The organism is Caulobacter sp. (assembly GCF_965279145.1).
GTDB lineage: Bacteria > Pseudomonadota > Alphaproteobacteria > Caulobacterales > Caulobacteraceae > Caulobacter.
This window is the reverse complement of record NZ_OZ257139.1, coordinates 1,202,022-1,214,641: the sequence shown is the minus strand read 5'-3', so window position 1 is coordinate 1,214,641 and position 12,620 is coordinate 1,202,022. Positions and strand designations below refer to the sequence as shown.

9 protein-coding genes are annotated in these 12,620 nt (G+C 65.5%); 3 read left to right on the top strand and 6 right to left on the bottom strand.

The features are described 5' to 3' along the window. Window positions 1–178: 178 nt before the first annotated feature. Window positions 179–1,513 carry an energy transducer TonB gene (locus ACQY9P_RS05640; protein ID WP_421736243.1) on the bottom strand — a complete coding sequence of 445 codons (1,335 nt, stop codon included), beginning with the start codon at window positions 1,511–1,513 and terminating at the stop codon, window positions 179–181. 155 nt (window positions 1,514–1,668) lie between these two features. Here ACQY9P_RS05640 and polA point away from each other — a divergent pair, with 155 nt between their 5' ends. After that, the gene (gene polA, locus ACQY9P_RS05635) at window positions 1,669–4,584 is read left to right on the top strand and encodes a DNA polymerase I (protein WP_421736244.1); all 2,916 of its coding nucleotides are present in this window, start codon (window positions 1,669–1,671) and stop codon (window positions 4,582–4,584) included. Between the two features lie 171 nt (window positions 4,585–4,755). Next, on the top strand, window positions 4,756–6,672 hold the full coding sequence (locus ACQY9P_RS05630) for a methyl-accepting chemotaxis protein (protein WP_421736245.1): 1,917 nt from the start codon (window positions 4,756–4,758) through the stop codon (window positions 6,670–6,672). Window positions 6,673–6,994: 322 nt separating this feature from the next. Here the strand turns inward: ACQY9P_RS05630 and ACQY9P_RS05625 are convergent, their stop codons facing one another. From ACQY9P_RS05625 to ACQY9P_RS05610, 4 genes are all read right to left on the bottom strand, one after another. Further along, window positions 6,995–8,200 carry a carbohydrate porin gene (locus ACQY9P_RS05625; protein ID WP_421736246.1) on the bottom strand — a complete coding sequence of 402 codons (1,206 nt, stop codon included), beginning with the start codon at window positions 8,198–8,200 and terminating at the stop codon, window positions 6,995–6,997. 173 nt (window positions 8,201–8,373) lie between these two features. Further along, entirely contained in the window at window positions 8,374–8,583 is a 210-nt protein-coding gene (locus ACQY9P_RS05620; protein WP_421736247.1) for a hypothetical protein, read from the bottom strand. Between the two features lie 288 nt (window positions 8,584–8,871). Next, complete coding sequence (locus tag ACQY9P_RS05615; protein WP_421736248.1) at window positions 8,872–10,047, bottom strand: YecA family protein; 1,176 nt, start codon at window positions 10,045–10,047, stop codon at window positions 8,872–8,874. Window positions 10,048–10,093: 46 nt separating this feature from the next. Next, on the bottom strand, window positions 10,094–10,645 hold the full coding sequence (locus tag ACQY9P_RS05610) for a hypothetical protein (RefSeq protein WP_421736249.1): 552 nt from the start codon (window positions 10,643–10,645) through the stop codon (window positions 10,094–10,096). A 407-nt stretch (window positions 10,646–11,052) separates the two neighbouring features. On the opposite strand from ACQY9P_RS05610, the gene ACQY9P_RS05605 reads away from it, so the two are divergent. Further along, window positions 11,053–11,643 (top strand): recombinase family protein, encoded by a 591-nt coding sequence (locus ACQY9P_RS05605; protein WP_421736250.1) that lies wholly within the window; start codon window positions 11,053–11,055, stop codon window positions 11,641–11,643. Between the two features lie 497 nt (window positions 11,644–12,140). Here the strand turns inward: ACQY9P_RS05605 and ACQY9P_RS05600 are convergent, their stop codons facing one another. Continuing rightward, entirely contained in the window at window positions 12,141–12,572 is a 432-nt protein-coding gene (locus tag ACQY9P_RS05600) for a hypothetical protein (RefSeq protein ID WP_421736251.1), read from the bottom strand. Between the last annotated feature and the right edge of the window lie 48 nt (window positions 12,573–12,620).

Genomic DNA, 12,620 nt, shown 5'->3' with positions numbered 1-12,620 from the left:
CCGGTCCGGTGACCGTTCGCGAAGCCGTGACGCCGAGAGGGCTATTTCGCTGATGGAAACGGCGCTGACATCAGCGCGTCACACACCATAGCAGGTTTTCGACGCTTTTGGGGGGCTTCAAAAGGCCACGCCGCCCGCGAGCCCGGATTGGGCCCGTCGCGGGCGCGTTTTATAGGCGTCAGGGCTTGGCCGGCGCCTTGTCGTCCTCGTCCGCCGGTCCTTCCCAACTGAACCGGATCGGCAGGGTGATGCGCAGGCCTTCGACGGGGTCGCCTTCGCGCGTCCAGGGGTTCATCCGCATGACGCCGGCGGCCTTGATCGCGGCGGCGGCGAAGTCCAGGCCGGCGGGCTCCTCCCCGGCGGCCTGGCAGTCGGTCAGTTCGCCCAGAGCGGTGATCTGGCAGGTCACCGTTCCCAGGCCGGCCATCACCCCGGCCTTCATCGCCGCCACGGGGTAGATGTCGGCCATGCCTTCGGGGCTGAGCGAGCGGATCCAGCGCGGCTTGGTCACCCTGCGGGTGTCGGGCGTGGCCGGATTGCGAAAGCGGAACGGCACGTCGATCTTGTAGTTGTCATGGTCCTTGGCGGGGTCGCCGCCCAGATTGATCCTGAAGGATCGGGACAGGGTCCTGGCGGCCTTGCCGAAGCCCTTGCCCTTGGGGTTCTCGGAAATGACGTCGCATGATGTGAGGCCGCCGGCCTTGTTGACGTCGCAGCGCAGGGCCGCCTGACCCGAGGGCAGGTCGCCGGCCTCGGCGGGCCAGGCGGCGGTCACCTCGGCGACGGTCGGGGCCTGGATCCAGGGCGGGTCCAGCACCAGGCTCTGGCCGGTGGGGCGCAGATTGCCGTTGGTCAGTCCCGCCCAGATGATCGGCACGGTGATTTCGCTGGCCATGGCCCTGCCGCCGCGGATCTTCGGGCTCATCCGGAACTGCGGGGCCAGCTGCAGGCCGGCATTGCCAAAGCCCAGGCCGGGCGGGTCCTCGGACACCACCTTGCAGTTCTGCAGGAAGCCTTCGACGGTGACGTCGCAGTTGATGGCCGCGCGGCCGTCCTTTGAGGCCTTGACGGCGGCGGTGGGGAAGACGCCGGCCAGATCGGCGCTGCTCGGCTTCCTGACCCACTGCGGATTGGCGTCGCCTGGGGCCAGGAACTGGAAGTAGGTCTTGACCGGCCGCCCCGCGACCGAGGCCCCCGACATGTCCCTGGTCTTGATCCGCTCCTTCCCGACCAGCGTCAGGGCCGCCGCGCCGAAGCCCTGTCCGGCGGGATCTTCCTGGAAGACCTTGCAGTCCTTGAGCCGGCCGTCGGCGTCGGCCACGCAGGCCAAAGCGACGTCGCCGGAGATCTTCTGGTCGAAGGCGGCCTTGGGATAGGCGGCCTTGATGTCGGCGGGCTTGGCGCCGGCGATGAACTGCGCACGCCAGCCCGGGGCGTCGTCGTCATCGTCATGGGCCAGGGCCGGGGCGGCGATCGCGGCGACCAGGATCGCCAGGGTCCATGAACGCAGCATCGGAAAACTCCCCGGAACCCATCGCCGCCTGAACGTGGGCGATGAAGGCTTGCAGCCTTGGGTAGAGCCTAACCCACGGCCGAGCGTCTTGCCAATGGTCTTCGCGAGGCGGCGGGAGGGTTTGCGGCGCACGGGGTCCGGCCTATGTTCCGGCCATGACCGACACCGCCGCTCCCGCCGATTCCGCGCCCGCCTCGACGCCCGCCGCAGAGGGGGCGCCCGTGCGGCTGTTCCTCGTGGACGGCTCGGCCTATCTGTTCCGCGCCTATCACGCCCTGCCGCCCCTGACCCGCAAGAGCGACGGCCTGCCGGTGGGCGCGGTGCAGGGCTTCTGCAACATGCTGTGGAAGCTGCTGCGCGACATGCAGGGCGATACGCCCACCCACCTGGCGGTGATCTGGGACCATTCGGAAAAGACGTTCCGCAACAAGCTCTACGACAAGTACAAGGCCCATCGGCCGCCGCCGCCGGAAGACCTGATCCCGCAGTTCCCGCTGGTGCGCGAGGCGACCCTGGCCTTTGGCGTGCCCGCCATCGAGCTGCCCGGCTACGAGGCCGACGACCTGATCGCCGCCTATGCCTGCCGGGTGCGCGAGCAGGGCGGCGAGACGGTGATCGTCAGCTCCGACAAGGACCTGATGCAACTGGTCGGCTACGGGGTGTCGATGTACGACCCGATGAAGGGCGTGCGGATCGACCGCGAGCAGGTGTTCGAGAAGTTCGGCGTCTATCCCGAGAAGGTCGTCGACGTTCAGGCCCTGTGCGGCGACAGCGTCGACAACGTGCCGGGCGCGCCGGGCATCGGGATCAAGACCGCCGCCCAGCTGATCAACGAGTATGGCGACCTCGACACGCTGCTGGCCCGGGCCGGCGAGATCAAGCAGCCCAAGCGCCGCGAGACCCTGATCGACTTCGCCGACCAGATCCGCCTGTCGCGCCAGCTGGTGCAGCTGGACTGCGACACGCCGCTGCCCGAACCGATCAGCGACCTGGTGCTGCGCGAGCCCGACAAGGACGTGCTGGCCGCCTTCCTGGAGACGATGGAGTTCCGCACCCTGGCCCGCCGGGTCGGGGACGGCAGCGCCGCCGCGGCGCCGCGCAGCCTGGACCGCCCGCTTGGTGACAGAGGGCCCGCCGCCGCGCCCGGCGCGCCCGTGGCCACGGTCTCCTACATGGGCGCGGCCGCCCGCGCCGCCGCGACGCCGGTCGCCCAGCCGGCTGTCATCGACACCAGCGCCTATGCCTGCGTGCGCGACCTCGACACCCTGAAGGCCTGGGTCGCCAGGGCGAGCGCCAAGGGTGTCGTGGCCTTCGACACCGAGACCGACGCCCTGGGCTCGGCCACCGCCGGCCTGGTGGGCGTGTCGCTGGCCGTCGCGCCGGGCGAGGCCTGCTACATCCCGCTGGCCCACGAGGAAAAGGCCGAGGGCCTGGCCTTCGAGACGGCCGCCAGCCTGGAGCAGATCCCGCTGGCCGAGGCGATCGCCGTCCTCAGGCCCCTGCTGGAAGACCCGGCGGTGCTGAAGGTGGCCCAGAACGGCAAGTACGATATCGCCGTGCTGTCGCGCTATGGCGTGCAGGTGGCCCCGATCGAGGACACCATGCTGATCAGCTACGTGCTGGAGGCGGGTCTGCACGGTCACGGCATGGACGAGCTGTCGGAGCTGTGGCTGGGCCACAAGCCGATCCCGTTCAAGCAGGTGGCGGGTACGGGCAAGAGCCAGATCAGCTTCAAGCATGTGGGCCTGACCGAGGCTACGGCCTATGCCGCCGAGGACGCCGACGTCACCCTGCGGCTCTACCATGTGCTCAAGCCCCAGCTGGCGGCCAAGGGGCTGCTGACGGTCTATGAGACGCTGGAGCGTCCGCTGCCGCCGGTGCTGGCGGCGATGGAGAACGACGGCATCCGCGTCGATCCCGAGACCCTGCGCCGGCTCTCCAACGAGTTCTCGATGCGGATGGCCGATTTCGAGGCCCGGGCGCAGCAGCTGGTCGGCCACCCGTTCAACCTGGGCAGCCCCAAGCAGGTCGGCGACGTGCTGTTTGGCGAAATGGCCCTGAAGGGCGGCAAGAAGACCGCCACCGGCCAGTGGTCGACCGACAGCGACGTGCTGGAGGCCCTGGCCCTGGAGCACGAACTGCCGCGCGTGCTGCTGGACTGGCGCCAGCTGTCCAAGCTGAAGGGCACCTATACCGAGAACCTGATCGCCGCGATCTCGCCCGACACCGGCCGGGTCCACACCTCCTACGCCCTGGCGGCGACCACCACGGGGCGGCTGTCGTCGTCGGATCCCAACCTGCAGAACATTCCGATCCGCACCGAGGAGGGCCGCAAGATCCGTAAGGCCTTCGTGGCCGCGCCGGGCAAGGTGTTGATCAGCGCCGACTACAGCCAGATCGAGCTGCGCCTGCTGGCCCATATCGGCGACATCCCGCAGTTGAAGAAGGCCTTCCAGGACGGCCTGGACATCCACGCCATGACGGCGTCAGAGATGTTCGGCGTGCCGATCGAGGGCATGCCGTCCGACGTGCGCCGCCGGGCCAAGGCGATCAATTTCGGCATCGTCTACGGCATCAGCGCCTTTGGCCTGGCCAACCAGCTGGGCATCGGCCAAGGCGAGGCCGGGGCCTATATCAAGACCTATTTCGAGCGCTTCCCCGGCATCCAGGCCTATATGGACGAGACCCGGGCCTTCGTGCGTCAGCACGGCTATGTCAGCACCATCTTCGGCCGCCGCATCAACATCCCCGAGATCCACGCCAAGTCGGCGGCGCAGCGGCAGTTCTCCGAGCGCGCGGCGATCAACGCCCCGATCCAGGGGGCCGCGGCCGACGTCATGCGCCGGGCGATGATCCGCATGCCCGCCGCCCTGGTCGAGGCCGGGCTGTCGGCCCGGGTCCTGCTGCAGGTGCACGACGAACTGGTCTTCGAAGCCCCGGAAGCCGAGGCCGAGGCCACCTGCGCTGTCGCCCGTCACGTGATGGAGAAGGCCGCCGAACCGGCCGTGGCGATCTCGGTGCCTCTCACGGTGGAGGCGCGGGCCGCGCTCAACTGGGATGAGGCGCACTGATCAAAAAATGAGCGACATTGCCCTGGCCGCGACCTTACGCCGCGTCACGGTTAATCCCGCGGAAACTCTTCCGATGGCACAGCTAGGCTGGCGCCGAGGTTGGGGCTCGGGTGGTAACTGCCTGTGTCTTTGAAGGTTTTCCGGCGCTGAAGCTAAACCCAGGAGGGTGTTTTGTCGTTCGGCGATCTGAGAATTCCCCACAAGCTGATGGCCGTGTTCGCGGTCATGCTGGCCACGATCATGCTCATGGGTGGGGCGCTCTACGCCAATAAGCTGGGCTACGAGAAGTCGGTCACCCGGACCGAGCGCGCGCATGAAGCGCTGCGCGCCGCCGACAAGGCCGCCTTCCGCCTCACCCGCCAGGAGAACTCGCTGCGCGGCTTCCTGCTGTCGGGCGACGACTATTACGTCAAGCGCCTGGAAGAAGCTCACAAGCCCAAGTTCCTCGGCGCCCTGGACGAGCTGCGCAAGCTGGCCGACGGCAACGAGGCGGGTCTGGCCCGTATCGCCGCCGTCGACGCCGCCTATGCCGAATACCGCAAGCAGGCCATCGAGCCGGGAGAGAGCCTGGGGGCCGATCCGGCCACGCGTCCGCAGGCCATCGAACTGGTCAAGCATGACGGCGTCGCCGACCAGGCCGTCGAGCCTGTCGAGAACGCCATCGAAGCCATTGTCACCGACAGCGAGGGGGTCCTGGCCGCCGAAGCCACCGCCCAGAAGAAGGCCTCCGCCGCCTCGACCCTGACCCTGGCGATCGGCATCCTGATCACCGCCGCCATCGCCGTTGTCGGCGGGTTGATGCTGTCGGGCGGCATCGCCGCGCCGGTGGCCGCCATGACCGCCGCCATGCGCCGCCTGGCCTCGGGCGATCACACGATCCAGGTGCCCGCCTCCGGCCGCAAGGACGAGATCGGCCAGATGGCCGCCGCCGTCACCACCTTCAAGGAAGCCGCCATCGCCAAGGAGCGACTGGAAAGCGACTCCGCCAGCCAGCGCTCCCTGACCGAGCGCGAACGCGCCGAGCGCGAGGCCGACAAGGCCGCCGAGATCCAGGCCGACGCCGTTGCGTTCGGCGCTCTGGGCGAGGCCCTGGACCGCCTGGCCAATGGCGACCTGACCCACCGCATCGTGGTGGAGTTCGCGCCCAAGGCCCAGCAGCTGAAGACCGACTTCAACGCCGCCGCCGGACGTCTGCAGGACGCGATGAAGAGCATCGCCGCCACCACCGACGGCGTCAGCGCCGGCTCCGACGAGATCGCTCGCGCCTCCGACGACCTGTCGCGTCGCACCGAGCAGCAGGCCGCCAGCCTGGAAGAAACCGCCGCCGCCCTGGACGAGATCACCGCCACGGTCCGCCGCACCGCCTCGGGCGCCAAGGAAGCCTCGCAGGTGGTCGCCACCGCGCGCGGCGACGCCCAGCGCTCGGGCGAGATCGTCAGCCAGGCCGTCGCGGCCATGACCCAGATCGAGGGCTCCTCGCAACAGGTCGGCAATATCATCGGCGTGATCGACGAGATCGCCTTCCAGACCAACCTTCTGGCCCTGAACGCCGGCGTCGAAGCGGCGCGGGCGGGCGAGGCCGGTCGCGGCTTCGCGGTGGTCGCCCAGGAAGTGCGGGCCCTGGCCCAGCGCTCGGCCGACGCGGCCAAGGAGATCAAGACCCTGATCTCGACCTCGACCGCCCAGGTCGGCGCCGGGGTCGATTTGGTGGGCCAGACCGGCGAGGCGCTGCGCCGCATCGTCGAGCAGGTCGCCTCGATCGACAGCCTGGTCAACGAGATCGCCGCCTCGGCCAGCGAGCAGTCCACGGGCCTGCACGAGGTCAATCAGGCCGTGAACCAGATGGACCAGGTGGTTCAGCAGAACGCGGCCATGGTCGAGCAGGCCACCGCCGCGACCCACGCGCTGAAAGGCGAGGCCAACCAACTCTCCAGCCTGGTCGGCCGCTTCAAGGTCGCCGCGGGCGGAGCCGCCGAGGCGCCCCGCGCGGCGCCCGCGCCCGTTCACCACGCCCGACCCAAGACCGCCGTTCGCCCGGGGCGCGGCTCGACCGCGGCCGCGGTCAAGGAAGACTGGGAAGAGTTCTGATCCGATTGCCCACTGGGGGGCGATAAGAGGCGGGTTCCCCGGGCGACCGGGGAGCCCGTTTTCGTGTCAGGGGAGCGTGGAGGCCGCCGCCCCCGCTCGGCCCAGGGCTATCGCATATGACGAAGGATGGATGCTTGCCGGACGGGCGCGCGGCGCGATGATCCGGGATCGACACTGACCTCGGCGCTTCCGGCGGTGGCGGACCGGCGTCCGGCCTTGTCGCACCTTTCCGGGCGTTCTGGACACCAACGGCATGCGATAGCGTGAGGGGGAACGGCTTCCTGCTTCATCGCGAGGCGGTCTTCCGCCTCGGACGAGCGCCCTAGAACCCGAAGCTGACGCGCAGGGCCGCCACCAGCGCGTGGCCGATGCCAGCGTCGCCGCCCGGGTCGATCACATATTGCAGGTCGGGCTGCAGGGTGACCGGGCCGATCCTGTCGGAATAGGTCACCTCGATCGCCGATTCCGCGCGCTTCAGCCGACCCCCGGCGTCGATCGCGGCGGCGCGGGCCTTCTTCGAGAAATAGGCCTGGTTGACGCCGAACGAGAAGGCGCTGTCGGGACGGCTGGCGAAGACCTTTTCGACCAGCACGCCGGCCTGCCAGCCGCTGCTGAAGTCGGTGGTGTCGCCGTCCGACACGCCCAGTCGGGCGAAGGCGGTGGCCTGGCGAGCGGCGTCCTCGCCGGTCAGTCGATGCTCCAGCAGCAGATAGGCGCCCACGGCGTTGCGCTGGGCCGGATCGCCGGCGGGGGTCAGATCCCGGATGTCGTCCTGCTTCTTGGTGTAGCGCCACGCGCCGACCGCGACCTTGCCCGCGCCGGTCCAGCCGGCTTCGGCGATCAGCAGGGCGCCGTGGTTGAACGAGGTGTCGACGCCGCCCGGATCGCCCAGCACGCCGGCGTCGGCGTTCAGGGCCGCGGCCTGGACATAGACGTCTTCGGCGGGGGTCCATTTCAGCCGCACCGCCAGGGCGGTGGAGGGAAAGATCGAAGGGCCGTTGGGGCCGGTGGCGGCCAGTTCCGACCCGATGCCGAAGGCGGGCGCGATCAGCAGGCCGGCCGAGTCATCGGCATAGAACTCGCTGTTGAGGTCGTAGAGACCCACCAGGGCCGAGGCCTTGTCGTTGGCGAACGACTGCTGGATCCAGGCCTCGAACAGACGGGTGCGATGGCGGGAGACCTCGATATTGTCGATGCCCTGGGCCGTTCCGGCGTCGTCATTGGGCATGCCGCCGCTGTTGTTCAGCAGCAGGGCGTGGGCCGTGGCGCCGCGCCAGCCCAGGGCCTTGTCCAGATCCAGGTCGGCGGCGATGTCGAGATTGTCGAGAAAGCGGCCGCGCTTGGCGACGCCGCCGCTGACCACGCCGGCGACATCGGCCGTGTAGTTGACGCTCAGGTCGAGCGCGGCCGCCTTGTCGTCTCTTGCGAACGCCGCGCCAGAGACCGCCAGAGCAGAGGCCGCCGCCAGAAGGCCAGCCAGGGTTCGGCAAGTCTTTCCTTTGGCGTGATGGCCTGTCGTCGCGCGCATTCTGTCATCCCTCGCGGTTCGAATTTCTGTCGAACGCTTTCCGGGACCATGACGTGAGGCGACGGATATCCCGTTAACGGGCGGCTTTGAAGCCTGTGACGAGTCGTCGCGGGTCTATTCCGCGTCAGAATGACGCGGCTGCGGCCAAAAGGGGGATGAACATGCCCCGGCGATCAGCCTGACGCGTGGGCGCAATCGATCTCGTCGGGCGCGATGATGGCGACGCGCAAATCGTCGTGGAACAGCTCGGCCCGCATGGTGGCGGCGTGCTCATCCAGCATCCGGCGAGCCCGGGCCTTGGCGTCGGCCAGAGTCGGGCTGCCCAGGGCCTCCATGTGGGGGACATCCGAATCCCGCGAATAGACGTAGCAAAAGAAGGTCATGTCGGGCCTCGGCCCCGCGTCCGGCGTCCGGGCGGGGAAACGGCACTATGACCGCTGGCGCGGCGCGCGACTGCCGGGTTCCCGACATAGCGACGCGCGACGGACGAGGATGTCTGGGGAGAGGTCCTTGGTGGAGCCGAGGGGAAACGCCCCCAGTCCAGCAAAATCAACTACTTAACAAGCGCTGCGTGCTACGTTTGTGGTGCGCCTGTGTAGCAGAGCATGGGGCGACTGAGAAGCGCCTTGCGCCGTCACATCGCAGGGCGGTCTCACTTGGCTACCTAAGGATCAAAGAAACTGGTCCGGGATCGCAAAGTGGCGACTGATCGAGTGCATTAGCTCCATAATGACGGGATGCTGCTCATTCAGCCTCCTTGGATCGAGGTCTGGCATATTGAAACTCGTACCAATGAAATGATGCCGAGGATCTGGTATCGTATTTGAGTTATAATGGTAGGGGTGGTTAGTCGCCATGACATAGGCGCGCAAGTCATCGCGTCCCCTATATAGAGGCTGTCTTTCCAGTACGTTGACTGAAGTCCTAAACTGACGAACCCACGGCGCATTTTCTATTGTTCCGTGCCATGGTGGGAGGTTGACGTCGATAAAGATCAATCGAGCATGATTGGCAGGCTTACCGACCGCATCTGCGATCAATCCCTGAACGTCAACTTGCACTGCCCCAGCATTGCCCACGACCTTGTCGATTTGCCGGTGTCGCCTCTTAGCCTCAACCCAGAACTTTGAGCCGGACTTGCGATGGGTCGCAATCAGTTCCCCGTGCCTTGAGCGCCGGTCATCCTCGTTCAAAAGCTCCAGCGAGAAATCAGCGCGAGCGAGCGTTGCGGCCACCCACAGTTCATACCGCGCTCCTTCAAACTGGTCGGGGTGACGTAGGCGAGCGAGCAGTTTGGGGGTCAGGCTCATTGCCTGCATCATGCAGAAGGTATCATAAGCTACTGATCTAAACGCCAGAGTTGCGCCGGTATCCTGAAGTGGTGTCCACTTTGTGAAGCGCTGATTATCATCTAACTCAAGTTTACAGACCTCCATATACCAACGTGCCAATATGTGACGTTCTTCAGGCGACTTGGAGAGTTCGGCATTAAACCAATCATTACCTAGTTGCTCGCGCAATAGATCATACAGAAAGCCGTGCCACGTCTCATCGTGCTCAAGCAGCCAGAGGGCGTTCCCAGCGGAAGCTAAGCGGCGTCCGTCCCCCATCGAGGTGTGAGCGGAAGGAAGGATTGCACCGTGGACTTGTGGCCAAGAAAGCTCTCGCTGCACTTTGGCGTTCATATTTTTGATCGCGCTAATCAAGTCTGGTGGCAGGTCCGACGCATCCAATGATTTCGAAGGAAAGCGGCCGTCCTTAGAAAGCTTCCCGTGGCAGTGTTTAAACTTCCTGCCGCTCCTGCAAGGGCAGGGCGCATTGCGCGTTATCTTGAGACCCTTGCTCATGATCGACTATTTGGGGCGCCGATTTCATGGTGCGCGTAAATGTTGCTCATCGGCGATGCTGCCATAGATGGCCAATCAGCATCGCAGCGCCAACCAGCGCGCCTGTCACCGCAGCTTGTTCGGAGCGCCACAACAGTATCAACTTCAGCACTCCAGCCACCGTGCTCGCGACAGCTACGGCACCCGCGAACGGCTTCCACGCCCCTCGAATAAGCTTAGCTATAAGGTGGCGCTGAAACAGAAACTCGATCTGCCAATGCGGAAGCGCCAGGATTGCCCTTCCGCGCGATGTGAGTTGGGCGGCGCGCTCTGACACCGGCAGGCGGAGCCTTTCGGTGAAGCGAACTTCCTCGGTCCCGCTAATCAGCTTGCAGTCCTCGAACACCTTCAACGACTGGACGAGGGCCGCAACGACGACATTGCAATCTGACTGTGTGACTGGGCGGCCATCCAGTTCCGCACCGCTTGCGCAGAACGTAGACGCTAGGGCGAATACGCTTTGCGGCACCGCTTGGGTAACAAGGCTCTGGCCTACGACTTCAAACCATTCGCGGTGCGCGTGCGCTTCGTCCCGTATCGCTGTGAAGGTCTTGAGCATGGTGCAACAATCCCACTCTGGCTCAACCTTGACCACGAGATTTCTCGTGGACCGAAAAAATGATGTGCTTTCGCGAGGGGCATTCATGAAACTCTGATGAGCCGGGTTGCCCCTTGGGGTGGGTTCGGGCGAACGGCTTTCGTCTGCGCCTCGCCGCCCGTACTGCGCTGGTGACAGCGAGGCCTGTCGCGTTGTTGGCGGGTGAAAGTTTAGGGATGAGCGAGAACTAGGTGCTTGCTGGCGCGGGCTTGGGCGGACAACTCAGCTTGTTTCGGCGTGGCCGTCATGAGGTGCGATGGCGCATAAGTTGTAAGTTATAAGCCGTGGCTCTAAAGGTACTTGACGGGCTTATTGAGCCACGGTTATGAGCTAGGGAAATCGAGCCCCTAACTTGTGAGCTATCCGCCGTGAACCACCGCCTTGCCTACTACCGGGTCAGCACCGGGGATCAGAGCATTGAAGCTCAGCGCCATGCGTTGGGCGGTCAGTTCGATGCTGAGTATGAGGACATCGGCGTCAGCGGCGGGACCATGGCTGCAGACAGGCTCGGCTTCGCCAAGCTGCTAGGGCAACTCCGCAAGGGCGATACAGTCTGCGTCTATGCGGTGGACCGGCTAGGCCGGGATGCGCTGGATGTGCAGACCACCGTGCGCAGCCTGCTCGATATGGGCGTGACGGTGGACATTCACGGCCTCGGGCAGATTGGCAGGGGCGTGGGGGAAATCATCCTCGCGGTCCTCGCCCAGGTGGCGGACATGGAGCGCCACAAGATCAGGGAACGGACGGAGGCGGGACGTGCCACCGCCAGGGCGGCGCTACAGGCCACGGGGAAGACGCACCGAGGGAAAGACAGCCTCGGCCGTCCGAAGGCCTGCGACGCGGCTTCTGTGAGGGCGTGGCGGGGTGTCGGGGAGGAGAGACGGTCGATCCGCGACACGGCGCGGCACTTCGGGATTTCAGAGGCCACGGTGAAGCGGTACGGCGCAGCGGGAGGCTGACCAAGATGGGCCATGCCGCCCCCCTCGGGCCGCGTTGTGGCCGGTTTGGCTCACTGAAGCACCTGCGAGGCCAACGCGCTCGTTTTGGGCTCTGGTGGGCACGGAATGGCGAGGGCTGATCAGGGGTTTTGATACCATCTTGCACAGATGGCGCTTGGCCGGGTTTCGCTACCATCATGCACAGAAGCCTTGTGGAGTGGGCTCACTCCCCGGCCTGATCCTGCGCAAGGGCTGTGCGCTACCGCGTATGGGCTGCATCTATTTACTGGAATATGCCCGGAGAGAATACGTACCTCTATCTTACAATCCAAGGTAAGCATATCGATGTGAAATCACCGAATATGACATATGGGAGTAGTCATTAGGCAGCATGTCGACATTTGATAGATGTCTGTATGAGCACGGGCATATAATAAGAACGACGGAATACGTGAGCTGCGAAAGCGAGAGAGCAATCTGTCTCAAATACGCTCGATGATCGCGGATTGCCCGGAGTATTACACAAAGCTACCGAGAATAGCATCCTGGCTCGGCTGAAGTTTTTCGCTTATCTCGCCGTAAGCCTGATCGGCTCTATCGATCATCCATTGATCAGCACCGCCTAGATCATAAAATCTACCGTTGTTCGCGATTTCCATGAGCACAGCGCCTAGAGCGAGCAAGATTGTCTTCTGCGCAACGCCGCCGTCTTCGAACTCGTGAAGGCCTGTAGCGAGAGCGATTGCTGCGACAGACATCTTATGCGGCCGCTTTCCCATCTTGCCCTCAAACAGTTCCGGCTTTCTGTCCCAGACCAGCGCCACAAGTGCGTTGGAGACCTTATCCGTATCGAACGGCTTCATGCCCATGAGGATGTGGTGGTCTAGCGCCTGCTGAACGAGAACGGCGGCCTCGCTCTTGCGCGCAGTGTTCTTGATCCATCCCAGCATGGCGTTCCCCTGTGGCTCACACCATTGAACCCGGTGGGCTTCGGCCGG

Excerpts from the sequence above, each read along its gene's own strand:
- polA (WP_421736244.1), top strand. The coding sequence starts at position 1,669 with ATGACCGACACCGCCGCTCCCGCCGATTCCGCGCCCGCCTCGACGCCC.
- ACQY9P_RS05625 (WP_421736246.1), bottom strand. The coding sequence starts at position 8,200 with ATGCGCGCGACGACAGGCCATCACGCCAAAGGAAAGACTTGCCGAACC.
- ACQY9P_RS05610 (WP_421736249.1), bottom strand. The coding sequence starts at position 10,645 with ATGCTCAAGACCTTCACAGCGATACGGGACGAAGCGCACGCGCACCGC.
- ACQY9P_RS05620 (WP_421736247.1), bottom strand. The coding sequence starts at position 8,583 with ATGACCTTCTTTTGCTACGTCTATTCGCGGGATTCGGATGTCCCCCAC.
- ACQY9P_RS05600 (WP_421736251.1), bottom strand. The coding sequence starts at position 12,572 with ATGCTGGGATGGATCAAGAACACTGCGCGCAAGAGCGAGGCCGCCGTT.
- ACQY9P_RS05640 (WP_421736243.1), bottom strand. The coding sequence starts at position 1,513 with ATGCTGCGTTCATGGACCCTGGCGATCCTGGTCGCCGCGATCGCCGCC.
- ACQY9P_RS05615 (WP_421736248.1), bottom strand. The coding sequence starts at position 10,047 with ATGAGCAAGGGTCTCAAGATAACGCGCAATGCGCCCTGCCCTTGCAGG.